This window comes from Mycobacterium sp. ML4, assembly GCF_054515735.1.
The window spans coordinates 53601-76310 of sequence record NZ_JBTNSY010000024.1; the positions used below are offsets into that span (position 1 = coordinate 53601).

Below are 22710 nucleotides of genomic sequence, written 5' to 3' on the forward strand. Positions count from 1 at the left end.
ATGGCAGACCAATGGTTTGAAACCGTAGCGATTGCCCAGCAACGCGCTAAGCGCCGGCTACCGAAATCCGTCTATTCGTCGCTTATCTCGGCCAGCGAAAAAGGCGTCACGGTCGCTGACAATGTGGCGGCATTCAGCGAACTCGGATTCGCTCCGCATGTCATCGGTGCCAGTGCCAAACGCGACCTGTCGACCACGGTTATGGGACAGGATATTTCGATGCCGGTGCTCATCTCACCGACCGGCGTCCAGGCGGTGGATCCCGACGGGGAGGTGGCGGTGGCGCGCGCCGCGGCGGCCCGGGGCACGGCGATGGGTCTGTCCTCGTTCGCCAGCAAGCCGATCGAGGAGGTCATCGCCGTCAATCCCAAGGTCTTCTTCCAGATCTACTGGCTTGGCGGCCGGGACGCGATCGCCGAGCGTGCCGAACGCGCGCGGTCGGCCGGAGCGGTTGGGCTGATCGTCACCACCGACTGGACGTTCTCGCACGGCCGCGACTGGGGGAGCCCCAAGATCCCCGAAGAGATGAACCTCAAGAACATCCTGCGGCTGTCGCCGGAGGCCATCACCAAACCGCGCTGGCTGTGGAAGTTCGGTAAGACGATGCGGCCGCCGGACCTGCGGGTGCCGAACCAGGGCCGCCGCGGCGAGCCCGGTCCGCCGTTCTTCGCCGCGTACGGCGAATGGATGGGGACCCCGCCGCCGACCTGGGAGGACATCGCCTGGCTGCGGCAATTGTGGGGCGGACCGTTCATGCTCAAGGGCGTGATGCGCGTTGATGACGCCAAAAGGGCAGTCGATGCTGGTGTTTCGGCGGTCTCGGTGTCCAACCACGGCGGCAACAACCTTGATGGCACACCCGCGTCGATACGCGCCCTGCCGGCGGTGGCGCAGGCCGTCGGTGACCAGGTCGAGGTCCTGCTCGATGGTGGCATCCGGCGAGGGAGTGATGTCGTCAAGGCCGTGGCGCTCGGCGCGCGGGCGGTGATGATCGGGCGGGCCTACCTGTGGGGGCTCGCGGCGGCCGGCCAAGCCGGTGTCGAGAACGTGCTCGACATCCTGCGCGGTGGTATCGACTCCGCACTGATGGGACTCGGGCATTCGTCCATCCACGATCTGTCTGCGCACGACATACTGGTTCCCGACGGGTTCACCCGGGAGTTGGGCGTGCGCTGATCGCGCACCGCTCTGTCCGTTCCGCGCACCGCTTGGCCGAATTACGAAATCCGGACTGCGTGCGCGATCAGCTACCACAGACCGGTCTTATATGGAATCGCCTTTTCCCGGGCGGTGATACGCGCGGGGCAGTCGTGGCGCACGAGCAGGGATTTGGCCCATTGATCAACAGCGCGAAAAAAAATTTCCATAGATAGGGCAACAATTGGTGCACGCCAGGTGAATTCGTCCTACCATCGGCGAGTGCGCGTGCTGGGCGAACTGGGGGATTCGACGTCGAGCCAACTCTCGGTATGTGCATCGCCGTCAATCGTGATTCCGCTCGGCGCTACCGAACAACACGGTCCGCACCTGCCGCTGGATACCGATACCCGGATCGCTACGGCGGTGACCCGTGCCGTCGGTGAGCGGCTCGAATGGCTGGTGGCTCCGCCAATCGCCTACGGTGCAAGCGGCGAACACCAGAGTTTCTCGGGAACGATCTCCATCGGCACCGAGGCGTTGACCATGTTGTTGATCGAGTACGGCCGATCGGCCACCTGCTGGGCGCAGCGGCTGGTTTTCGTGAGCGGCCACGGCGGTAACGTTGCCGCGTTGCAGACCGCGGTCGCCCGGTTGCGCGCCGAAGGTCGTGACGCCGGATGGTGCCCGTGCGCCTGCGCCGGTGGTGACGCCCATGCCGGCCACACCGAAACCTCGGTATTACTGCACATCGCGCCGGCGGTCGTGCGTACCGACCGGATGCTCGCCGGCAATGCCACGCCGCTGCGCGCGTTGCTGCCGTCGATGCAACGCGGCGGGGTCGCGGCCGTCAGTGGAATCGGTGTGCTGGGGGACCCCACCACGGCCACCGCCGCCGAGGGGAGGCGGATCTTTGCCGAGATGGTGGACGGCTGCGTTCGTCGCATCAACCGGTGGGCGCCCGGCCCCGACGGGATGCTGACATGACGCCGCCGGCGACTATGCAGAACGCAGCGACGAGGACGAGCGGTGCGCAGGGCAGTGACCGACTTCCGGACGGATTTGCGGTGCAGGTCGATCGTCGCGTGCGGGTGCTGGGCGACGGTAGAGCCTTACTCGGAGGATCGCCGACTCGGCTGCTGCGGTTGGCTCCCGCGGCCCAGAACATGCTCTGCAACGGCCGCCTGAAGGTCCGCGACGAGGTCAGCGCCCAACTGGCCCGCACGCTGCTCGACGCCACCGTCGCCCATCCACGGCCCGCGACGGGACCGTCCCATCGGGATGTCACCATCGTAATCCCGGTGCGGGACAATTTAACTGGTGTCCGGCGTCTGGTGACGTCACTACGCGGACTGCGTGTCATCGTGGTTGATGACGGGTCGTCGTCCCCGATCGAAATGGAAGATTTCGCCGGCGCGCACTGCGACGTCGAAGTGCTGCACCACGTCCGCAACAAGGGCCCGGCGTCGGCGCGCAATACTGGACTGGCCGCCTGTACCACGGACTTCGTCGCGTTCCTGGATTCCGACGTCGCGCCACGGCGCGGCTGGCTCGAAGCTTTGCTCGGTCACTTCTGTGACCCGACGGTCGCACTCGTCGCACCCCGCATCGTCGGGCCGGGACAAACCGAGAACGTGATCGCCCGCTACGAAGCGGTGCACTCGTCACTGGACCTGGGTCTGCGGGAAGCGCCGGTGCTGCCGCACAGCACGGTGTCCTATGTCCCGAGTGCCGCAATCGTCTGCCGCACTGCGGCGCTTCGCGAGGTGGGCGGATTCGACGAGACCATGCATTCCGGCGAAGACGTCGACCTGTGCTGGCGACTCGTCGAGGCGGGTGCCCGGTTACGGTACGAACCCATTGCCCTGGTCGCGCACGACCACCGGACCGAACTGCGCGACTGGATCGCGCGCAAGGCGTTCTACGGGGGCTCGGCGGCTCCCTTGTCAGTGCGGCATCCGGACAAGACCGCGCCGGTGGTGATCTCCGGCTGGGCGCTGACGGCCTGGATTCTCATGTCGCTCGGAACCGGTCTGGCCCAGCTGGCGTCCATCGCCATCGCCGTGCTGACGGGACGGCGCATCGCCAAGGTTCTGCGTGGTGCCGAGACATCGGTCGAGACCACGCTGTGGGACGTGGTCGCGATCGCCACCCGCGGGCTGTGGTCGGCTGCGCTGCAACTGGCCTCGGCCCTCTGCCGGCATTACTGGCCGGTGGCGCTGCTGGCCGCGATTGTGTCGCGGCACTGCAGGCACATCGTGTTGATTGCGGCGATCGTCGACGGCGTAGCGGACTGGTTGCGCCGCAGGGACGCCGCGGACGAGGACGCCGAACCCATCGGGTTGCTGACCTTCCTGCTGCTCAAGCGCGTCGACGACCTGGCCTACGGGATCGGCCTGTGGTATGGCGTGGTTCGGGAGCGCAACATCGGTGCTCTCAAGCCGCAGATCCGGACGTAACAGCCACCTTGTCTGCGGCCGCCTGGCACAGCGATGTGCTGATCGTGGGCGCTGGGAGCTCCGGTTCGGTTGTCGCCGAACGGCTTTCCGCCGATTCCAGTCGCAGTGTGACGGTGCTCGAAGCAGGTCCGGGGCTCATCGACGCCGACCTGCTGGCCCGGACCCGCAACGGGCTGCACCTGCCCATCGGATCGGGCAGCCCGCTGGCCGAGCGCTACCTGACGACGCTTACCGACCACCCCGCGCGCCAGGTTTTCATCGTGCGCGGCACCACGATCGGCGGTTCCGGTGCCGTCAACGGCGGCTACTTCTGCCGTGGTTTGCCCGGCGACTTCGACCGCCTGGCCATTCCGGGCTGGGCGTGGACTGACGTGTTCGACCACTTCCGGGCCATCGAGACCGACCTCGACTTCGCCACCCCCGCACACGGCGGCACCGGTCCGATCCCGGTGCGTCGCACCCCGGAGCGCACCGGCGTCACCGAAACCTTCGTCGGCGCCTGCGAGCAAGCCGGGTTTCGCTGGATCCCCGACCTCAACGATGTCGGCCCTGAACTACCCGCCGGGGTGGGCGCGGTGCCGCTGAACATCGTCGACGGCGTCCGCACCGGCGCCGGCGCCGCCTTCCTGCTTCCCGCGCTGGCGCGGCGCAATCTGACGGTGCTGGAGCGGACCCGGGCGGTGCGGCTGCGTTTCGCCGGCGCCATCGCGGTAGGTGTGGAGGTGGTAGGACCGGACGGCCCGAAGACGCTCACAGCGGATCGGATCGTACTGTGCTGCGGGGCTATACGCTCGTCTCACCTGTTGATGCTCTCTGGCGTGGGCGAACCGGCGACGCTACATGCCGTTGGTGTGAAAGTCGTTGCGGCGCTGCCGGTCGGCAAGCGATGCAGCGATCACCCAGAATGGGTGATGCCGGCAGATTGGGATGTTGCGACGGACCGCCCGGTGTTGGAAGTAGTGCTCAGTACTGTCGACGGTATTGAAATTCGGCCGTATACAGGGGGTTTCGTTGCGATGACGGGTGATGGTACTGCCGGACATGGTGATTGGCCGCACATCGGTGTTGCGCTGATGCGACCACAGTCTCGTGGCCGCATCACCTTGGTCTCGGCGGATCCCGACGTACCTCTTCGCATCGAGCACCGCTATGACAGTGAGCCGACCGATGTCGCCGCTCTGCAGGACGGCAGCCAGTTGGCTCGCGAAATCTGCGGCGCTCCAACAGGTCCGGCAGCGTGGTCAACGTCGCAGCACCTGTGCGGCAGCGCCCCGATCGGCGTAGATGGCGACCCGAACGCGGTTGTGGACAACAGATGCCGTGTCCTGGGCATCGAAAACCTCTGGGTGATAGACGGATCCATCCTTCCGGTGGTACCGAGCCGCGGACCGCATGCCACCATCGTGATGATCGGCCACCGGGCCGCCGAGTTCGTGCAGTAAGCCGCCGCTCAGCCCGACGCCGGCGCGGATTCGCCGGCAGCTGCAACCCGCGCCGTCGGAGCGCCGGCCACCGCCGCCGGGACGGCCCGCGCCGCAAGTGGCGCCGGCAACGCCGATACCGTTGCCGTCTCGGTGACTGCGACCTGCTCTGCGGCGCCGGCCGCCGGCGACGGAATCGGTTTACGGGTCGCCGACCCCACCGAGCCCGACGCCAGTGTTGCCCGCACCGATCCCATCGGCGCCACTGCCGGCGTCACCGCTGAGCCCACGGGTCCAGCCGCGGGCGAAGAACTGACGGCCACGGTTTGCGCCGCCGCCGTTGCGGCTGTCGCGGACGCTGCGTACGTGCCCTCGCTCAGGGTTCGGCCGTCGAGCGTCTGCTGCGGCATATTGACCAGACCGGTCTGGATGTTGGACACGTTCGCCGCTTCACTGAGGGCGTACTGCTGAGAGCCGAGATTCATCAGCTGCGTGAACTGATCGTGAAATGCCGCCGCCTGGGCGCTGAGCGCCTGGAATGCCCGGGCGTGCGCACCGAACAGCGCCGCGATCTCCGCGGACACCTCGTCGGCACCGGCGGGAAGCAGTGCCCCGGCCGTCGGGAGCGCGGCCGCGGCATTGGCGTCGCTGATCGCGGAACCGATGTTCGCCAGATCCGTTGCTGCCGCCGCCAGGTACTCCGGCGCAGCGATAACGTACGACATGCGGCCCCCAGCCAAACATGGATCGCGTCCGCAGCCCGGTTACGAACCTTTCCCCTCATCGAATGGTAGCCCGGCTGAGGGAAGCTTATGGCGTTTTCGGTGAACGCGAGCGGGTGCGTGTGCGGCCAGTGCGGAGGCGGCGGGCCGGCCGCAACTGGCGCTCGCCTCGCCCGGGCGCCCAGAATCCGATCAGCAGCGCGGCCACCGCGACGATGACTGCCATCGTGATGGTCGACGCATGCATCGCGTGCAGGAACACGGGGTCAGCTTCCCCCTGGTCCGGCCCGATCGTGACAGCGGAGCCTGAGCGCGGCGACCGTGCCTGCGAGGAGCATATGAAAGGTCCTGTCAGCGGCGCTGGCAGCGGCGGCCGCGGACCGGCCGGGATGGACCAGGAGCTGCCGGTCGGTAGCCCGTCGGTTTACGACCAGGGATTTGGCCGAAGCGGTGATCTGGGGCATACTGTTCAGGTTGCCCTGCGCCAGGTTCATCCCTGGCCGGGCATACGACCAGCGCCCACCCATGGGCGCGTCCGGTCCCCACCTTGGAGCGCGACTATTTCGGCCGCCTACAAGGCTGCGTGCGGGTGACACACCCGAGCGCGGGGAGCGGTTGAACCACGACAGGTAAACAGCGGCGCAGTATCCGGCGCGACGCTGGATCGGCCCTCGTCAGGGCGGTCGATCCGCGCGCCGGGGGCACCGGGCCCGATACAGGGCCCGACGTTCGATTAAGGGCTCGAAGTCCGATCACGGGCTGACAGTGTGGGAGAAGAGGTAGGAAGCGTGGCGGGACAGAAGATCCGCATCAGGCTCAAGGCCTACGACCATGAGGCTATTGACGCGTCGGCGCGCAAGATCGTCGAGACCGTTGTGCGTACAGGAGCCAGCGTCGTGGGACCGGTGCCGCTGCCGACGGAAAAGAACGTGTACTGCGTCATCCGCTCTCCGCATAAGTACAAGGACTCGCGGGAGCACTTCGAGATGCGCACACACAAGCGGCTGATCGACATCCTCGACCCCACGCCGAAGACGGTTGACGCATTGATGCGCATCGATCTTCCGGCCAGTGTCGACGTCAACATCCAGTAGGAGATCGGAAACGATGGCGAGACAGGGCAATTCCGCCGGGCGGCGGGGCCTGCTGGGTACCAAGCTAGGCATGACGCAGGTATTCGACGAGAACAACAGAGTCGTGCCGGTGACTGTGGTCAAGGCGGGACCGAACGTGGTGACCCGCGTGCGGACCCCGGAGCGTGACGGATACAGCGCCGTGCAATTGGCATACGGCGAAATCAGTCCACGCAAGGTCAACAAGCCGGTGACCGGTCAGTACGCGGCCGCGGGTGTCAACCCGCGCCGGCATTTGGCCGAGTTGCGGCTCGACGACGCTGAGGCCGCGGCCGAATACGAAGTCGGTCAGGAGCTGACGGCGGAGATCTTCGCCGACGGCGCCTACGTCGACGTCACCGGGACCTCCAAGGGCAAGGGTTTCGCCGGCACCATGAAGCGGCACGGCTTCCGCGGTCAGGGCGCCAGCCACGGCGCCCAGGCGGTGCACCGCCGCCCTGGTTCCATCGGCGGGTGTGCCACCCCGGCAAGGGTGTTCAAGGGCACCCGGATGGCCGGTCGGATGGGCAATGACCGGGTGACGGTGCAGAACCTGGTGGTGCACAAGGTCGACGCCGAGAACGGCGTGCTGTTGATCAAGGGTGCGGTTCCCGGCCGCACCGGTGGACTCGTCGTGGTCCGCAGCGCGATCAAGCGAGGTGAGAAGTAATGGCTCTCAAGATTGACGTCAAGACGCCGGCCGGCAAGGTTGACGGCTCCATCGAGCTGCCTGCCGAGTTGTTCGACGCACCGGCCAACATCGCCCTGATGCACCAGGTTGTTACGGCCCAACGCGCCGCGGCACGTCAGGGTACGCACTCGACGAAGACCCGCGGTGAGGTCAGTGGTGGCGGCCGTAAGCCCTACCGGCAGAAGGGGACCGGCCGCGCCCGCCAGGGCTCGACGCGGGCTCCGCAGTACACCGGTGGTGGCGTGGTGCACGGCCCCAAGCCGCGCGACTACAGCCAGCGCACGCCCAAGAAGATGATCGCCGCCGCCTTGCGCGGGGCGCTGTCGGACCGGGCGCGTAACGGTCGTATCCACGCGGTCACCGAAATAGTCCCCGGCCAAACTCCTTCCACAAAAAGCGCCGCGGCGTTTCTGGCCACGCTGACCGAGCGCAAGCAGGTGCTGGTGGTCGTCGGCCGCAGCGACGAGGCCGGCGTGAAGAGCGTGCGCAACCTCCCGGGTGTGCACATCCTGCCGCCGGACCAGCTGAACACCTACGACGTGCTGCGTGCCGACGATGTGGTGTTCAGCGTCGAGGCGTTGAACGCCTACATCACAGCCAACACCGCCAACGCAGCGTCTTCCGAGGAGGTTTCGGCCTGATGGCAACCATCGCTGACCCCCGCGACATCATCCTGGCGCCGGTCATCTCCGAGAAGTCCTACGGGCTGCTTGACGACAACGTGTACACCTTCGTGGTGCACCCCGACTCGAACAAGACGCAGATCAAGATCGCCATCGAGAAGATCTTCGCCGTCAAGGTCGCGTCGGTGAACACCGCGAATCGGCAGGGCAAGCGCAAGCGCACCCGGTCCGGTTACGGGACGCGCAAGAGCACCAAGCGCGCCATCGTCACCCTGGCACCGGGCAGCAAGCCGATCGACTTGTTCGGAGCCCCGGCCTAGCCCGGCGACGATGCAGAGAGAAGCGATGAGGAGGAGCCGGGCAATAGTGCCTAAGCCCGGCGAGCGCGAGAGAAAGACCTGATCAGACATGGCAATTCGTAAGTACAAGCCGACGACACCGGGTCGTCGTGGCGCCAGCGTGTCGGATTTCTCCGAGATCACCCGATCGACGCCGGAGAAGTCCCTGGTGCGCCCGCTGCACAGCAAGGGTGGGCGTAACGCGCACGGCCGGATCACCACCCGTCACCAGGGCGGTGGCCACAAGCGCGCCTACCGGGTGATCGACTTCCGCCGCAACGATAAGGACGGCGTCAACGCCAAGGTCGCGCACATCGAGTACGACCCGAACCGCACCGCGAGGATTGCACTCCTCCATTTTCTTGACGGTGAGAAGCGCTACATCATTGCGCCGAACGGACTCTCGCAGGGTGACATCGTCGAGTCGGGTGCCAACGCCGACATCAAGCCCGGCAACAACCTGCCGTTGCGCAACATCCCGGCCGGCACCCTGGTGCACGCCGTGGAGTTGCGGCCAGGTGGCGGTGCCAAACTGGCGCGCTCGGCCGGCTCGAGCATCCAGTTGCTCGGCAAGGAATCCACCTACGCCTCGTTGCGCATGCCCAGCGGTGAGATCCGCCGCGTCGACGTCCGCTGCCGCGCGACGGTCGGTGAGGTGGGCAACGCCGAGCAGGCGAACATCAACTGGGGTAAGGCCGGTCGTATGCGGTGGAAAGGCAAGCGCCCCTCCGTGCGTGGTGTCGTGATGAACCCGGTCGACCACCCGCACGGCGGTGGTGAGGGTAAGACCTCCGGTGGCCGGCACCCCGTCAGCCCCTGGGGCAAGCCCGAGGGCCGTACCCGTAACCCGAACAAAGCCAGTAACAAGCTCATCGTCCGACGCCGTCGCACCGGCAAGAAGCACGGGCGCTAGCCCAGTGACGACGCAGAGCGCGCAGCGCGATGAGAAGGAACTGGGCAATGCATGAGGACAGGGAGTAGCGAACTATGCCACGCAGCCTGAAGAAGGGCCCGTTCGTCGACGACCATCTGCTCAAGAAGGTCGACGTGCAGAACGAGAAGAACACCAAGCAGGTCATCAAGACCTGGTCGCGACGGTCGACCATCATCCCGGACTTCATCGGTCACACGTTTGCGGTGCACGACGGCCGCAAGCACGTCCCGGTGTTCGTCACGGAATCGATGGTGGGTCACAAGCTGGGGGAGTTCGCGCCCACCCGCACCTTCAAGGGACACATCAAGGACGACCGGAAGTCTAAGCGGCGATGAGCGCTCGCGCGAAGAGCTTAAAGAGCAGAGGCCAGAGATGAGTACCATCACCACTGAATATCCGTCGGCGACCGCGGTGGCGCGGTTCGTGCGGGTGTCGCCCACCAAGGCGCGCCGGGTCATCGACCTGGTGCGTGGCCGGTCGGTGGCCGACGCCCTCGACATCTTGCGCTGGGCGCCGCAAGCGGCCAGCGAGCCGGTGGCCAAGGTGATCGCCAGTGCAGCGGCGAACGCTCAGAACAACAACGGATTGGACCCCACCACTCTGGTGGTGGCCACGGTGTACGCCGATGAGGGCCCGACCGCCAAGCGCATCCGTCCGCGCGCACAGGGGCGTGCATTCCGGATCCGGCGGCGCACCAGCCACATCACGGTGATCGTGGAGAGCCGGCCCAGCAAGGACGAGCGGTCCTCGAAGTCGTCGCGGACCCGTCGGGCCGAGGGAAGCAAGGCCGCCGCCAAGGCACCCGCCAAGAAAGCCCCTGCCAGTTCGGCGACCAAAGCACCCGCGAAGAAAGCGGCGACGAAAGCGCCCGCCAAGAAGGCGCCCGCCAAGACTTCTGAGGCTTCTGAAGCGAAGGGAGGCTCAGACTAGTGGGCCAGAAGATCAATCCGCACGGCTTCCGGCTGGGCATCACGACCGACTGGAAGTCACGCTGGTATGCCGACAAGCAGTACTCCGAGTACGTCAAGGAGGACGTGGCGATCCGCCGGCTGCTGTCCAGCGGTCTGGAGCGGGCCGGTATCGCCGACGTGGAGATCGAGCGGACCCGTGACCGGGTTCGGGTCGACATCCACACCGCCCGGCCGGGCATCGTCATCGGCCGTCGCGGCACCGAGGCCGATCGTATCCGCGCCGACCTGGAGAAGCTGACCAAGAAGCAGGTCCAGCTCAACATCCTCGAGGTGAAAAACCCGGAGTCCCAAGCACAATTGGTGGCCCAGGGCGTTGCCGAGCAGCTGAGCAACCGCGTGGCGTTCCGTCGGGCGATGCGCAAGGCCATCCAGTCGGCCATGCGCCAGCCCAACGTCAAGGGCATCCGCGTGCAATGCTCGGGCCGTCTCGGCGGCGCCGAGATGAGCCGCTCGGAGTTCTACCGCGAGGGCCGTGTCCCGCTGCACACCCTGCGGGCGGACATCGACTACGGCCTGTACGAGGCCAAGACGACCTTCGGCCGGATCGGCGTGAAGGTCTGGATTTACAAGGGCGACATCGTCGGCGGCAAGCGGGAGCTGGCCGCCGCCGCACCGGCCGGCGCCGACCGCCCGCGTCGCGAGCGGCCGTCGGGCACCCGTCCGCGTCGCAGCGGCGCCTCGGGCACCACGGCGACCGGCACTGACGCCGGTCGCGCCGCAGGTAGCGAAGAAGCCGCCGCCGCCCCCGAAGCCAGCGCGCCGGCAGTTGAAGCGCAGAGCACGGAGAGCTGAATCATGTTGATTCCCCGCAAGGTTAAACACCGCAAGCAACACCACCCCCGCCAGCGCGGCATCGCCAGTGGTGGCACCGCGGTGAATTTCGGCGACTACGGCATCCAGGCACTGGAACACGCCTATGTGACCAACCGGCAGATCGAATCCGCTCGTATCGCCATCAACCGGCACATCAAGCGTGGCGGCAAGGTGTGGATCAACATCTTCCCGGACCGTCCGCTGACCAAGAAGCCCGCCGAAACCCGGATGGGTTCGGGTAAGGGTTCGCCGGAGTGGTGGGTGGTAAACGTCAAGCCAGGACGGGTGCTGTTCGAGTTGAGCTACCCGAACGAGCAGATCGCGCGGGCGGCGCTAACCCGAGCGATTCACAAGCTGCCGATCAAGGCACGCATCGTTACCCGAGAGGAGCAGTTCTGATGGCTGTGGGAATTTCCCCAGGCGAACTGCGCGAGCTCACCGACGAGGAGTTGCAGGAGCGGGTCCGCGAGTCCAAGGAAGAGCTGTTCAACCTGCGCTTCCAGATGGCGACCGGCCAGCTCAGCAACAACCGCCGGCTCCGCACGGTGCGTCAGGAAATCGCGCGCGTCTACACGGTGCTGCGTGAACGAGAACTGGGTCTGGCCAGCGGGCCCGACGGTAAGGAATCGTGATGGCAGAGGCTAAGAAAGCAGCCCCGAAGGCGGCCGCGCCCAAGGAGGCTCCCGCGAAGGAGAAGGGCCCCAAGCACACTCCGGCCACGCCCAAGCCCCGCGGTCGTCGCAAGACCCGCATCGGCTACGTGGTGAGCGACAAGATGCAGAAGACCATCGTCGTCGAGTTGGAAGATCGCGTCCGGCACCCGTTGTACGGCAAGATCATCCGGACCACCAAGAAGGTCAAGGCGCACGACGAGAACAGCATCGCCGGCATCGGCGACCGGGTGTCGCTGATGGAGACGCGCCCGCTCTCGGCGACCAAGCGCTGGCGCCTCGTCGAGATCTTGGAGAAGGCGAAGTAAAGGCCAAGTAAGAAAGAGCATTTCGATGACTGCCGGCCGGGTGAACCAATCACCCGGCCGGCAGTTTTTCATCTCCTGAAACCTCGCTTGTCCACCAACGGGGGGATAGCAGATATCACCCCATTCGGGCCGGTCGGTGGATACCGCCCACCTGGTCACCGCTGTTAGTTTCATATCGATCGATACAACTCCGCGAAAAGAGGACGAAGACATGTCTTATGAAATGCTGTTCTGCGATCACGAATTCGCATACTCGGCACCGATTTACATCGCCGGCGACACCGCCGAATAAGCGCCCGTCAGACCACTGGCCTGACGTCACCTTGCATGCAACGATCGGGTGGCGTCAGGGTCAGTTACTCAAGAGGAAATCCATCGGTCATACGGTCGCTGTTGGATCGTGACCGTCACGACCGCCATCACGCCACCACGAGTCCGAGCCAGCGTCCAGCGCGCCAGTAGGGACGCAGCAGCGCCGGCGCCTCCCACCGGAAGATCGACTGCCCCAATGGAACGCATGAGAACCCGCCCGGTGACGAATCCACTCGGTGTCGATCTGACTGATCCGGGCAACTTCGCCAACGGTTTCCCCAACGACGTATTCGAGACCCATCGTCATCGCGTGCCGGTGTTCTGGCACGAGCCCTCCGAGCACACCCCCGATGGTGAGGGCTTCTGGTCGGTGGCCACTTACGCCGAAACCGTTGCCGTGCTGCGTGATGCGGTGACCTTTTCGTCGCAGACCGGCGGCCGGCGACCGTTCGGCGGCACCTTGCTGCAGGACATGCCGGTGACCGGGCTGATCAATATGATGGACGATCCCCGGCACTCTGATATCCGCCGGTTGGTCAGCTCGGGGCTTGGACCGCGGATGATCGGCCGCGTCGAGGATGACCTGCGCCGCCGCGCGCGTCGGTTGATCGACCACATCGAGCCCGGTGTCCCGTTCGACTTCGCGGCAGACATCGCCCCAGAGCTGCCGTTGCAGATGATCTGCATTCTGCTCGGGGTGCCCGAGTCCGACCGGCACTGGCTGCTGGCCGAGCTGGAGACGGTGCTGGAATTCCGAGGATCCCAAACAGACTACGCAGCAAGGATCTACGGGAAGAACTCCGATTCTCGGCGGGGTGACTACGGCCGCGAGCTAATCGCCCGAAAGCGTGCCGAACCCGCTGACGACATGTTGTCGATCGTGGCCAATGCGACCGTCGGCGGTGTGCCGTTCCTCTCGGATGACGAGGTGTACCTGTTCTTCCATCAGCTGTTCAGTGCCGGCAGTGACACCACCCGCAGCGTCACCTCCGTCGGCCTGCTCGCCCTTGCCGAACGTCCCCGCCAATGGCAGCAGTTACGCCGCGACATGGACCTGTTGCCGACGGCGATCGAGGAGTTCGTGCGTTGGACCACGCCGTCGCCGTCCAAGCGGCGGACTGCTACCCGCGATGTCATTTTGGGCGGCAACCTGGTCGAGGCGGGCCAAAAGGTGCTGGTGTGGGAGGGTTCTGCCAACCGTGACGCCAGCGTGTTCGATCGGGCCGATGAGTTCGACATCACCCGAAAGCCCAATCCGCACCTGGCTTTCGGACATGGCGTGCACTATTGCCTGGGTGCGACCCTGGCCCGGTTGGAGTTGCGGGTGTTCTTCGAGGAACTGCTGCCGAGGTTCAGCAGCGTCGAGGTGGCGGGGCCGACGCAATGGGTCGGAAGCAACCGCCGCAATGGTTTGCGCAGCTTGGTGGTTCAGATGCGCTGAGCCGACCGGTCTGACCGAATCTCAGCTGTTTTCTACCTGACGCGTGTAATGTCCACGGGCGTTCGGGTGGTCTACTCAGGAGAAGAGGCTGGCGGCTTATGACGGGGCAGTCGGGGTCGGGCGAATTCAACGGCAAGATCGAATTGGACATTCGTGATTCGGAACCGGACTGGGGGCCGTACGCGGCACCGACCGCTCCGGAGAACGCGCCGAACATTCTCTACCTGGTCTGGGACGACACCGGCGTCGCGACCTGGGACTGCTTCGGGGGGCTGGTCGAGATGCCCGCCATGACGCGGATCGCCGAGCGCGGTGTGCGCCTGTCGCAGTTCCACACCACCGCGCTGTGCTCGCCGACCCGGGCGTCACTGCTGACCGGTCGCAACGCCACCACCGTCGGCATGGCCACCATCGAAGAGTTCACCGACGGCTTCCCCAACTGCAACGGGCGCATCCCGGCCGACACCGCGTTGCTCTCCGAGGTGCTCAACGAGCGCGGTTACAACACCTACTGCGTGGGCAAGTGGCACCTGACGCCGCTGGAGGAGTCCAGCATGGCCGCCACCAAGCGGCATTGGCCGACCTCGCGCGGCTTCGAACGCTTCTACGGTTTCATGGGCGGAGAAACCGACCAGTGGTACCCGGACCTGATGTACGACAACCACCCGGTGAGTCCGCCTGCCACGCCGGAGGACGGCTACCACCTGTCGAAAGACATCGCCGACAAGACAATTCAGTTCATCCGCGACGCCAAGGTGATCGCGCCCGACAAACCGTGGTTCAGCTATGTCTGCCCCGGCGCGGGTCACGCTCCGCATCACGTCTTCAAAGAATGGGCCGACAAGTACGACGGCGTGTTCGACATGGGCTATGAGAAGTACCGCGAGATCGCGCTGGAGAAACAGAAGGCGATGGGCATCGTTCCCCCGGACACCGAGTTGTCGCCAGTCAACCCCTATCTTGACGTCAAGGGACCCAGCGGCGAGCCGTGGCCGCTGCAGGACACGGTCCGGCCCTGGGATTCGCTCAACGCCGAGGAGAAGAAGCTGTTCAGCCGGATGGCCGAGGTGTTCGCCGGCTTCCTGAGCTACACCGATGCCCAGATCGGCCGGATCCTGGACTACCTGGAAGAGTCCGGCCAGCTGGACAACACCATCATCGTGGTGATCTCCGACAACGGTGCCAGCGGGGAAGGCGGACCGAACGGGTCGGTCAACGAGGGCAAGTTCTTCAACGGCTACATCGACACCGTCGAGGAGAGCATGAAGCTCTTCGATCAGCTCGGGGGACCGCAGACCTACAACCACTACCCGATCGGGTGGGCAATGGCCTTCAACACGCCCTACAAGCTGTTCAAGCGCTACGCCTCACACGAAGGTGGGATCGCCGACACGGCAATCATCTCCTGGCCCAACGGTATTGCCGCGCATGGCGAGATCCGGGACAACTACGTCAATGTCAGCGACATCACCCCAACCGTCTATGACCTGCTGGGCATGACGCCACCGGATACCGTCAAGGGCATCCCGCAGAAGCCGCTCGATGGAGTGAGTTTCAAGGCCGCTCTTGAGGATCAAGGCGCTGACACCGGAAAGACGACCCAGTTCTATACGATGCTGGGCACCCGCGGGATCTGGCATCAGGGATGGTTCGCCAACACCGTCCACGCTGCCACGCCCGCCGGATGGTCGCACTTCGACGCCGACCGATGGGAGCTGTTCCACATCGAAGCCGACCGCAGCCAGTGCCACGACCTGGCCGCCGATCAACCGGACAAGCTCGAGGAGCTCAAAGCGTTGTGGTACTCGGAGGCCGAGAAGTACAACGGGCTGCCGCTGTCGGACCTGAACATCTTCGAAACCATGTCTCGGTCCCGGCCCTACCTGGTGACTGACCGGGATAGCTACATCTACTACCCGGACTGCGCCGACGTCGGCATCGGCGCCGCCGCGGAGATCCGTGGCCGGTCCTTCGGCGTGCTGGCCGACGTGTCCGTGGACACCACCGGCGCCGAAGGGGTGCTCTACAAGCAGGGTGGAGCGCACGGCGGGCACGTGCTGTTCATCCAGGACGGCCGTCTGCAATACGTGTACAACTTCCTCGGTGAACGCCACCAGCAGATCCAGTCCAACGGCCCGATCCCGTTGGGCCGGCACCTGTTCGGGGTTCGCTACGAACGCACCGGGACCGTCGCGAACAGCCATACGCCGATCGGCAACGTGACACTGTACTTCGACGAACACCCCGTCGGCACGCTTCCCGACGTCGTCACCCACCCCGGAACGTTCGGGCTGGCCGGTGCCGGCATCACGGTGGGCCGCAACGGCGGCTCGGCGGTGTCGAGCAAGTACAAGGCACCCTTCGCGCTCACCGGCGCCACCGTCGCCCAGGTCACCATCGACCTGTCGGGCCGGCCCTATGAAGACGTGGAAAAGGATCTCGCGCTTGCCTTTTCGCGCGACTGAGATGTCCGCGAAACGGCTGGTGGCCCTGGCCTGCCTGCTGGGCGCTCTCACCGGCTGCGAAACGCATACCGGACGTTCCGGCGCGCCGCAGCCGCATCCGGATCCCGCCGAGCCGGTACCCGGCATCGCACCCACGCACGCCGACCGCATCGCCCCGAACGCAGCGACCTGTGTGGTCGCCCCCGTCGGCGACGGCGACCCGACTCCGGCCACCGTCTCCGACCCGGATGCCCCGCGGATCACCGTCACGGTGCCGCACGGCTGGACATCGGCGCCGGGTACCGGTGACACGGCGCTGACCTCGACCGGTCCCGACACCCTGTCGGCGGCGGTGACCATCACCGCGACCGACCTGACGCCCGAAAGCGCGTTCCTGCGCCACACGGCCACGGTCGGCGGCACTTTGCCACGGCTGAAGTTCTCGGTGACCGGATCACCGTTCTGCGGCTACAGCAGCCAGCAACTCACCGGCACCCTGCAGGGACCATCCGGTGCGATTGATTTTGCCGACCGGGTCACCCACATATGGACCAATAGCAAGCAGTACCTGGTCACCATCCACCTGCAGGCGCGTTCCGGCACGACCGGATTCAAGGAGGCGAGGTCCGCGTTGACGCAGGATTTCGCCGTCGTCATACCCTGAAGTCGTGTTGACGGAGCTGGTCGAACTTCCGGGCGGATCCTTCCGGATGGGGTCGACGAGCTTCTATCCCGAAGAAGCGCCGATTCACACTGCGACCGTGGCGGCCTTCGCGGTCGAGCGTCACCCGGTGACCAACGCGCAATTCGCCGAATTCGTAGCCGCCACTGGCTATGTGACGGTTGCCGAGCAGCCGCTGGACCCGGCGCTGTATCCCGGCGCCCACCCCGCGGACCTGGTGCCGGGGGCGATGGTGTTCCGGCCGACGGCGGGTCCGGTCGATCTACGGGACTGGCGGCAGTGGTGGGACTGGGCGCCGGACGCGTGCTGGCGCCGGCCGTTCGGGGCAGGCAGTGACGTCAACGACCGGTCCGACCATCCCGTCGTGCAGGTGGCCTATCCCGATGCCGCGGCCTATGCGCGGTGGGCCGGGCGGCGCCTGCCGACCGAGGCCGAATGGGAGTACGCGGCCCGTGCCGGAGCGACGGGGACCTACTCGTGGGGGGACGAAGAGAAACCGGGCGGCCGGCTGATGGCCAACACCTGGCAGGGCAGGTTCCCGTATCGCAACGACGGAGCACAAGGCTGGATCGGCACCTCGCCGGTGGGGGCATTCCCGGCCAACGGGTTCGGTCTGGTCGACTTGATCGGCAACGTCTGGGAGTGGACCACGACCGTGTTCAGCACACACCACCGGATCACCCAGCCGCCCAAGGCGTGCTGCGCGCCGACCGGCCCCGCCGATCCGACGGTCAGCCAGACCCTGAAGGGCGGATCGCACCTGTGCGCGCCGGAGTACTGCCACCGCTACCGGCCGGCCGCCCGCTCGCCGCAATCGCAGGACACCGCGACAACCCACATCGGGTTTCGTTGCGTGATGGATTTGGAGCCCTGAGAAACAAGTTCGTGGATCTCTCGCCCTGCGCGTTATCGCCGGTTACTGTGTGACGAGTTTCGCCCTAACTCCTACTCTTCCGTGCTGTCACCGAAAGGCCGCGCTCGATGAGCCACCAGGCCCCGCCGCCCGCACCCCCGGCACCGACGACGCCGCCGCCGTCGACTCCGACATCTCCGCCGCCGAAATCCACGTCGCGGGGCAAACGGATCCTGATCGACATCGGCGTGATCCTGGCCGTGGTCATGGTCTACGTGCTCTCCCTCCTCGGGATGCGCCTGCTGGCGACCTCGGCGGAAGGGCTTCCCGAACCGGACCTGGGCACCACCGATGACACCGTGGTGCAGGTGAAGATCGAGGAACTGGACACGATCAACAATCGGCTCAAGGTGAGTGTGCTTGTCATTCCCGAGGATTCGAAGTTCGACAAGAAATTTCACGTGTTGACCCAGGATCTCGCCGTCCGGATGTATCCGGAGAACGACCTGGGGGACCTGCAGTACCCGGTCGGGAAGTCGCCTGCGCAGCAAACCACCTATCTTGACGCGGAAGGGGATCCTGCCAACTGGCCCTTCGACTCCTATACCACCGGCCGAATCTCGGCCGAGGTGTTCGCCGGGACCGGCGAGAACCGCACCGCAGAGCCCGCGCGGATCGAAGTGATCGGATCGGTGGGAGGTTGGGACGCCACCGTTCGCCGGGTCGGTGAATCCACTCAGACTTCTGCCCGGCCGGACGATGTGATCATCACCATGCACAGGTCCAAGAGCACGCTGCTCTTCGACCTGGGCATTGTCATGGTTCTTGTGTCGCTGCCCGCGCTGGCGCTGTGGGTTTCCATCCCGATGGCTCTAGGGAAGAAAAAGTTCCTGCCGCCTTTCGTCTCGTGGTTTGCCGCCATGCTGTTCGCGGTCGTCCCACTGCGCAATGTGTTGCCCGGGAAACCGCCGGAGGGTTCGTGGATCGATCAGGCCATCACGTTGTGGGTGCTCATCGCACTCATCGTCGCGATGACCCTTTTCATCAAGGCCTACCGAAAACAGTCCGACTGAGAGCGGTAGCGGGGATCATTCCGCCTGCAGCGAGCCGCCCACCGCACCGATCGCGTCCACGGCCTCGGAGACCCTCGCCTGAAACCCGGACGGCAGCGGGATGTAGCCGAGCTTGTTCAGGTCGACTTGGCCCGGGCCGATCGCGGCTTGCAAGAACGCCTTGACCGCCAGAGCGACATCGGGCGTGGGGTATCTGGAGCAGACGATCTCATAGGTGGCCAAGACGATCGGGTAGACGTCGGGTTGTGGCGGGTTGTAGAACGACGAGATGTCGAGCACCAGATCGTTGCCGGTCCCGACGATCTTGGCGCCGCTGATGGTCTTGCCGACGGTGTCGGTGCCGATCCGTACGGGCCGCAGCGACCTGCGGCTGGCCGGGGTCTTGATCTCGGCGGCGTAGAGCCCCTGTTCGAGCGCGAACGACAACTCGTTGTAGCTGATCGCGCCTTCGGTGGATTTCACCATCTCCGCCGTGCCCTTGTTGCCGACGGCACCAACACCTACGCCGCCGTTGAACGCCTTGCCGGTGCCCTGCTTCCAGGCCCCGGCGGACGCGGCGTCCAGATACGACTGGAAGTTGTCGGTGGTGCCTGATGCATCGCTGCGGTAAACGACGCGAATGTCTTCCGCAGGCATGGATGCATTGAGTGCGGTGAGGGCCGGATCGTCCCAGCGGGTGATGGTGCCATTGAAAATCTTGGCAAGCGTGGGCGCGTCGAGCACCAAGGTGTCCACGTTGGCGAGGTTGTAGGTGATGGCCATCGGGCCGAACACCACTGGCAGGTTCCAGGCGTCGGCCCCGCCGCACCGCTGTCTGGCCGCGACGTACTGCTCGCCGGATAAGGGGGTGTCAGATCCAGCGAAATCTGTTTTGCCGGAGAGGAATTCGTTGATGCCGGCACCCGAGCCGATGGCGCTGTAATCGAGCGACTGCTGATTACAGGCCTTGTGGTAAGCGCCGATGAACCGGGTCATCGCGTAAGCCTGTGCGGTGGAGCCGCTGGCCACCAACGTTTGTTTACCGCCGCAGTCCACTTTGGCCCCGCTGACATAAGGCAGGGTCGCCGGCGCGCTGGTACCGCACGCCGTCAGTGCCAGTGCTGCCGCGGCCAGCAAGACGGCGACCGGTCGGGTGTGCTTCATGGTGGTGGACCCTCTAGAACGGCAGACGGTGCGAGCGCATGCTGACATTTACGACGCCGGGAACTGCCCCCGGGAAAACATCCGATTAACGGGATGTCCGCGCCGGATGAATGTCTAGTGTCTCGATGCGCACCGGACTCAGCAGGAAGGTTGCCGCCAGATGTACTGCACATGAAGCGAAATCGGTCGGGGCGCACAAGCCCTCTGGGTTGGCTAGCATCTGACCTCGTGCCGTCCCGACCAGCTGTTATGGCTGTGCGCGTCGTCAGCAGAGGTGTTGGGTGACCACCGAAGCCGCACCTCCGGCGGCCGACGGCAGGTCGCAGCCGGCTGTTTCCAAGCCGCACAAAAAGAAGAAGAAGGCCGCGGCGAAGAAGCACGAGCAGCCGCGCATTCTGATCGGGATCATCATTTTGACGGTCGTGGTCATCGCCTATGTCCTGTCGCTGGTCGGCGTGCACTTGCTGCAGAGGTCCGAGGGGCCGCTGCCGCCGCTGGACCTGAGCCAAGGCGGCGGCGACGCCACGATCGTCCAGCTCCGGCTGGAGGAGCTGAAGCCGGTCGCAAATCGCCTGCTGGTGAATGTGCTTGTCTACCCGAGCATTTCGTCCTACGACAACCGCTTCGACGTGCTGGGCACCGACGTCGCCGTCCGCCTGTATCCAACCAGCGACCTGGGCGACCTGCACTATCCGAAAGGCAAGGCGCCGGCGCAGCTCAGCACCACTGTCGAAGCCCACGGCGACCCCGGCAACTGGCCATTCGATTCCTATCGCACCGAGCCCATCGCGGCCGACGCGTTCGTCGGACCCGGTGACAGCCTCAAAAAGGTGCCGGCTCGCGTCGAGGTGACCGGAGCGCTGGACGGCTGGGACATCAGTGTCAACCGCATGCACGACCCCGCCGCGCTTCCCACCTCCCGAGCCACCGACAACGGAAATGTGGTCATCACCTTCAAACGAGCGAAGGGCCCGCTGATCTTCGACTTGGGCATCTGTCTGGTGCTGGTGACCCTGCCAACTCTGGCGCTGTTGGTGGCTGTGCCGATGGCGATGGGCAGAAGGAAGTTCCTGCCGCCGTTCGCAACCTGGTACGCCGCGAATCTCTTCGCCATCGTCCCGTTGCGCAACATCCTGCCGGGCGCTCCGCCGCCCGGCTCGTGGATCGACCAGGCGATTGTGCAGTGGGTGTTGATCGCGCTGGTGACCGCGATGAGTCTGTACATCGTCGCCTGGGTGCGTCAAGGCGACTGATCAACATCAACAAAGGCGTTCTTGGGCAAGGCACGCAAGCCCCGGACACCGGCGCGATTGTCGTTGTGTTAACGCACGTGGCGCGTAATGTTACGGGCGCGTAGCAGGTGGCACCAAAAGCTGTCAGCAAACAAATCCGTTGCTAATCTGCCGCAGTGACAGTTCACCGGGACCTGGCCGTGCCGGCCGGTTCTCGACCCGGCGAGGCGGGTTCACAGTTCGACCTCGACGAGAGCTTCGCTCTGCCCGCGCACAGCCCGCAGGCTCCCCGCAGGGGTCGGCGCCGTCACATCGTGCTCGATGTGTCCATCGTGGTCAGCGTCGGCGTCGTCTACCTGTTGTCGCTGTTCGGCTACCACCTTCTGGCCACGTCGCCGGGGCCGCTGCCCGAGCCTGACATGACGACCACGGACAACACCGTGGTCCTGGTGCGGATCGAGCAGCTGCACGCGGTCGAGCACCGACTCGATGTGAAAGTGCTTGTCAAACCTGATGATTCGATGATCGATCCCCGACTGAGCGTGCTGAACACCGACACGTCGGTGCGCTTCTTCCCGCAGAACGACCTGGGTGACCTGCAGTATCCGGTGGGGAAGTCGCCGGCGCAGGTGGCCACCACCATTCCGGCGCACGGTGAACCCGGCGATTGGCCCTTCGACACGTACACGACCGACACCATCCAGGCCGATGTGCTCGTCGGTGCGGGTGAGGGCCGTCAATACAAGCCGGCCCGGGTGGAAGTCACGGGGGTGCTCGAAGGCTGGGACGTTTCGGCGACGCGAGTCGGCCGGGATAGTCACGACCACAATCGTCCGGACAACGTCATCATCACCGTCAAGCGCGCCAAGGGACCCCTGGTCTTCGACCTGGGCATCTGCCTGGTGCTGGTCGCGCTTCCGACGCTGGCGCTGTTCGTGGCCATTCAAATGCTGACCGGCCGCAGGAAGTTCCTGCCACCGTTCGCCACGTGGTATGCCGCGATGTTGTTCGCCGTGGTGCCGCTGCGCAACATCCTGCCGGGTTCCCCGCCTGCCGGCTCTTGGGTCGATCAGGCCGTGGTGATCTGGGTGCTGATCGGGCTGGCGACCGCGTTGATCCTCTACATCGTGGCCTGGCAACGGCAAGGGGACTGACAACAATTTGGTACTGAGCTGGCTGTCCCCTAGACTCTAGGGGTTGCCTTGGGCAGACCTCGGCTGACTTCTGGAATGTGGAAGCCGGCCCCGCGTGCCCTTAGACAACAAAGACCGCGCACGTCAGGTGCTCACTGAGCATGTCTTCGCCTGCCGCGCACACGTCAACCAGGTCA

24 protein-coding genes and 1 pseudogene are annotated in these 22710 nt (G+C 65.5%); 22 read left to right on the forward strand and 3 right to left on the reverse strand.

Annotated features, from left to right (window positions below):
- From mftD to mftG, 4 genes are all read left to right on the forward strand, one after another.
- Positions 1 to 1176 (forward strand): pre-mycofactocin synthase MftD, encoded by a 1176-nt coding sequence (gene mftD / locus ACX9NE_RS23440; protein WP_459363640.1) that lies wholly within the window; start codon positions 1 to 3, stop codon positions 1174 to 1176.
- Positions 1177 to 1395: 219 nt separating this feature from the next.
- Complete coding sequence (gene mftE / locus ACX9NE_RS23445; protein ID WP_459363641.1) at positions 1396 to 2124, forward strand: mycofactocin biosynthesis peptidyl-dipeptidase MftE; 729 nt, start codon at positions 1396 to 1398, stop codon at positions 2122 to 2124.
- Between the two features lie 14 nt (positions 2125 to 2138).
- The gene (mftF, locus tag ACX9NE_RS23450) at positions 2139 to 3596 is read left to right on the forward strand and encodes a mycofactocin biosynthesis glycosyltransferase MftF (protein WP_459363676.1); all 1458 of its coding nucleotides are present in this window, start codon (positions 2139 to 2141) and stop codon (positions 3594 to 3596) included.
- An 8-nt stretch (positions 3597 to 3604) separates the two neighbouring features.
- Positions 3605 to 5038: a mycofactocin dehydrogenase MftG gene (gene mftG, locus ACX9NE_RS23455; protein ID WP_459363642.1), complete on the forward strand. Its 1434-nt coding sequence runs from the start codon at positions 3605 to 3607 to the stop codon at positions 5036 to 5038.
- Between the two features lie 8 nt (positions 5039 to 5046).
- Here mftG and ACX9NE_RS23460 read toward each other — a convergent pair whose 3' ends face one another.
- Both ACX9NE_RS23460 and ACX9NE_RS23465 read right to left on the reverse strand, forming a co-directional pair.
- Positions 5047 to 5742 (reverse strand): PE family protein, encoded by a 696-nt coding sequence (locus ACX9NE_RS23460; protein WP_459363643.1) that lies wholly within the window; start codon positions 5740 to 5742, stop codon positions 5047 to 5049.
- Between the two features lie 410 nt (positions 5743 to 6152).
- Positions 6153 to 6363 (reverse strand): annotated as a pseudogene (locus ACX9NE_RS23465) (hypothetical protein); the annotation flags it as partial.
- A gap of 164 nt (positions 6364 to 6527) precedes the next feature.
- Here ACX9NE_RS23465 and rpsJ point away from each other — a divergent pair.
- The 16 genes from rpsJ (at position 6528) to ACX9NE_RS23545 (ending at position 19005) form a co-directional block, all read left to right on the forward strand.
- On the forward strand, positions 6528 to 6833 hold the full coding sequence (gene rpsJ, locus ACX9NE_RS23470) for a 30S ribosomal protein S10 (RefSeq protein WP_003873519.1): 306 nt from the start codon (positions 6528 to 6530) through the stop codon (positions 6831 to 6833).
- Positions 6834 to 6846: 13 nt separating this feature from the next.
- Positions 6847 to 7521, forward strand: a complete 675-nt coding sequence (gene rplC, locus ACX9NE_RS23475; protein WP_459363644.1) for a 50S ribosomal protein L3 — start codon at positions 6847 to 6849, stop codon at positions 7519 to 7521.
- Complete coding sequence (gene rplD, locus ACX9NE_RS23480) at positions 7521 to 8183, forward strand: 50S ribosomal protein L4 (RefSeq protein WP_459363645.1); 663 nt, start codon at positions 7521 to 7523, stop codon at positions 8181 to 8183. The genes rplC and rplD overlap by 1 nt, the downstream gene beginning before the upstream one ends.
- The gene (gene rplW / locus ACX9NE_RS23485) at positions 8183 to 8485 is read left to right on the forward strand and encodes a 50S ribosomal protein L23 (protein WP_065137390.1); all 303 of its coding nucleotides are present in this window, start codon (positions 8183 to 8185) and stop codon (positions 8483 to 8485) included. Before rplD ends, rplW begins: the two co-directional genes overlap by 1 nt.
- Positions 8486 to 8573: 88 nt before the next feature.
- Complete coding sequence (rplB, locus tag ACX9NE_RS23490; RefSeq protein ID WP_205876463.1) at positions 8574 to 9416, forward strand: 50S ribosomal protein L2; 843 nt, start codon at positions 8574 to 8576, stop codon at positions 9414 to 9416.
- A gap of 74 nt (positions 9417 to 9490) precedes the next feature.
- The gene (gene rpsS, locus ACX9NE_RS23495; RefSeq protein WP_011739061.1) at positions 9491 to 9772 is read left to right on the forward strand and encodes a 30S ribosomal protein S19; all 282 of its coding nucleotides are present in this window, start codon (positions 9491 to 9493) and stop codon (positions 9770 to 9772) included.
- A 37-nt stretch (positions 9773 to 9809) separates the two neighbouring features.
- Complete coding sequence (rplV, locus tag ACX9NE_RS23500) at positions 9810 to 10367, forward strand: 50S ribosomal protein L22 (RefSeq protein WP_459363646.1); 558 nt, start codon at positions 9810 to 9812, stop codon at positions 10365 to 10367.
- Positions 10367 to 11200: a 30S ribosomal protein S3 gene (rpsC, locus tag ACX9NE_RS23505; RefSeq protein WP_459363647.1), complete on the forward strand. Its 834-nt coding sequence runs from the start codon at positions 10367 to 10369 to the stop codon at positions 11198 to 11200. The genes rplV and rpsC overlap by 1 nt, the downstream gene beginning before the upstream one ends.
- Before the next feature lie 3 nt (positions 11201 to 11203).
- On the forward strand, positions 11204 to 11620 hold the full coding sequence (gene rplP, locus ACX9NE_RS23510; protein ID WP_055576361.1) for a 50S ribosomal protein L16: 417 nt from the start codon (positions 11204 to 11206) through the stop codon (positions 11618 to 11620).
- Positions 11620 to 11853, forward strand: a complete 234-nt coding sequence (gene rpmC, locus ACX9NE_RS23515; RefSeq protein WP_459363648.1) for a 50S ribosomal protein L29 — start codon at positions 11620 to 11622, stop codon at positions 11851 to 11853. The genes rplP and rpmC overlap by 1 nt, the downstream gene beginning before the upstream one ends.
- On the forward strand, positions 11853 to 12200 hold the full coding sequence (gene rpsQ, locus ACX9NE_RS23520) for a 30S ribosomal protein S17 (RefSeq protein ID WP_459363649.1): 348 nt from the start codon (positions 11853 to 11855) through the stop codon (positions 12198 to 12200). Before rpmC ends, rpsQ begins: the two co-directional genes overlap by 1 nt.
- Positions 12201 to 12717: 517 nt before the next feature.
- A complete protein-coding gene (locus ACX9NE_RS23525) occupies positions 12718 to 13953 on the forward strand; it encodes a cytochrome P450 (RefSeq protein ID WP_459363677.1) in 1236 nt (411 codons plus the stop codon).
- 98 nt (positions 13954 to 14051) lie between these two features.
- Entirely contained in the window at positions 14052 to 16418 is a 2367-nt protein-coding gene (locus ACX9NE_RS23530; protein ID WP_459363650.1) for an arylsulfatase, read from the forward strand.
- Positions 16399 to 17061 (forward strand): hypothetical protein, encoded by a 663-nt coding sequence (locus ACX9NE_RS23535; protein ID WP_459363651.1) that lies wholly within the window; start codon positions 16399 to 16401, stop codon positions 17059 to 17061. Before ACX9NE_RS23530 ends, ACX9NE_RS23535 begins: the two co-directional genes overlap by 20 nt.
- 4 nt (positions 17062 to 17065) lie before the next feature.
- On the forward strand, positions 17066 to 17953 hold the full coding sequence (locus ACX9NE_RS23540; protein WP_459363652.1) for a formylglycine-generating enzyme family protein: 888 nt from the start codon (positions 17066 to 17068) through the stop codon (positions 17951 to 17953).
- 107 nt (positions 17954 to 18060) lie between these two features.
- Positions 18061 to 19005, forward strand: coding sequence for a DUF4436 domain-containing protein (locus ACX9NE_RS23545; protein ID WP_459363653.1), 945 nt, complete (start codon positions 18061 to 18063; stop codon positions 19003 to 19005).
- A 15-nt stretch (positions 19006 to 19020) separates the two neighbouring features.
- On the opposite strand, the gene pstS is transcribed toward ACX9NE_RS23545, so the two are convergent.
- Positions 19021 to 20148: a phosphate ABC transporter substrate-binding protein PstS gene (gene pstS / locus ACX9NE_RS23550; protein WP_459363654.1), complete on the reverse strand. Its 1128-nt coding sequence runs from the start codon at positions 20146 to 20148 to the stop codon at positions 19021 to 19023.
- Positions 20149 to 20540: 392 nt separating this feature from the next.
- Between pstS and ACX9NE_RS23555 the strand changes: the two genes are divergently transcribed.
- Together ACX9NE_RS23555 and ACX9NE_RS23560 are read left to right on the forward strand one after the other, a co-directional pair.
- Positions 20541 to 21401, forward strand: coding sequence for a DUF4436 domain-containing protein (locus ACX9NE_RS23555; RefSeq protein WP_459363678.1), 861 nt, complete (start codon positions 20541 to 20543; stop codon positions 21399 to 21401).
- Between the two features lie 242 nt (positions 21402 to 21643).
- The gene (locus ACX9NE_RS23560) at positions 21644 to 22534 is read left to right on the forward strand and encodes a DUF4436 domain-containing protein (RefSeq protein WP_459363679.1); all 891 of its coding nucleotides are present in this window, start codon (positions 21644 to 21646) and stop codon (positions 22532 to 22534) included.
- The last annotated feature ends 176 nt before the right edge of the window (positions 22535 to 22710 follow it).

What these genes read in the sequence shown, in the direction of transcription:
- mftD (WP_459363640.1), top strand. Translation starts at nt 1, where the DNA reads ATGGCAGACCAATGGTTTGAAACCGTAGCGATTGCCCAGCAACGCGCT.
- mftF (WP_459363676.1), top strand. Translation starts at nt 2,139, where the DNA reads ATGCAGAACGCAGCGACGAGGACGAGCGGTGCGCAGGGCAGTGACCGA.
- ACX9NE_RS23460 (WP_459363643.1), bottom strand. Translation starts at nt 5,742, where the DNA reads ATGTCGTACGTTATCGCTGCGCCGGAGTACCTGGCGGCGGCAGCAACG.
- rplC (WP_459363644.1), top strand. Translation starts at nt 6,847, where the DNA reads ATGGCGAGACAGGGCAATTCCGCCGGGCGGCGGGGCCTGCTGGGTACC.
- rplD (WP_459363645.1), top strand. Translation starts at nt 7,521, where the DNA reads ATGGCTCTCAAGATTGACGTCAAGACGCCGGCCGGCAAGGTTGACGGC.
- rplW (WP_065137390.1), top strand. Translation starts at nt 8,183, where the DNA reads ATGGCAACCATCGCTGACCCCCGCGACATCATCCTGGCGCCGGTCATC.
- rplB (WP_205876463.1), top strand. Translation starts at nt 8,574, where the DNA reads ATGGCAATTCGTAAGTACAAGCCGACGACACCGGGTCGTCGTGGCGCC.
- rpsS (WP_011739061.1), top strand. Translation starts at nt 9,491, where the DNA reads ATGCCACGCAGCCTGAAGAAGGGCCCGTTCGTCGACGACCATCTGCTC.
- rplV (WP_459363646.1), top strand. Translation starts at nt 9,810, where the DNA reads ATGAGTACCATCACCACTGAATATCCGTCGGCGACCGCGGTGGCGCGG.
- rplP (WP_055576361.1), top strand. Translation starts at nt 11,204, where the DNA reads ATGTTGATTCCCCGCAAGGTTAAACACCGCAAGCAACACCACCCCCGC.
- rpmC (WP_459363648.1), top strand. Translation starts at nt 11,620, where the DNA reads ATGGCTGTGGGAATTTCCCCAGGCGAACTGCGCGAGCTCACCGACGAG.
- rpsQ (WP_459363649.1), top strand. Translation starts at nt 11,853, where the DNA reads ATGGCAGAGGCTAAGAAAGCAGCCCCGAAGGCGGCCGCGCCCAAGGAG.
- ACX9NE_RS23525 (WP_459363677.1), top strand. Translation starts at nt 12,718, where the DNA reads ATGAGAACCCGCCCGGTGACGAATCCACTCGGTGTCGATCTGACTGAT.
- ACX9NE_RS23530 (WP_459363650.1), top strand. Translation starts at nt 14,052, where the DNA reads ATGACGGGGCAGTCGGGGTCGGGCGAATTCAACGGCAAGATCGAATTG.
- ACX9NE_RS23545 (WP_459363653.1), top strand. Translation starts at nt 18,061, where the DNA reads ATGAGCCACCAGGCCCCGCCGCCCGCACCCCCGGCACCGACGACGCCG.
- pstS (WP_459363654.1), bottom strand. Translation starts at nt 20,148, where the DNA reads ATGAAGCACACCCGACCGGTCGCCGTCTTGCTGGCCGCGGCAGCACTG.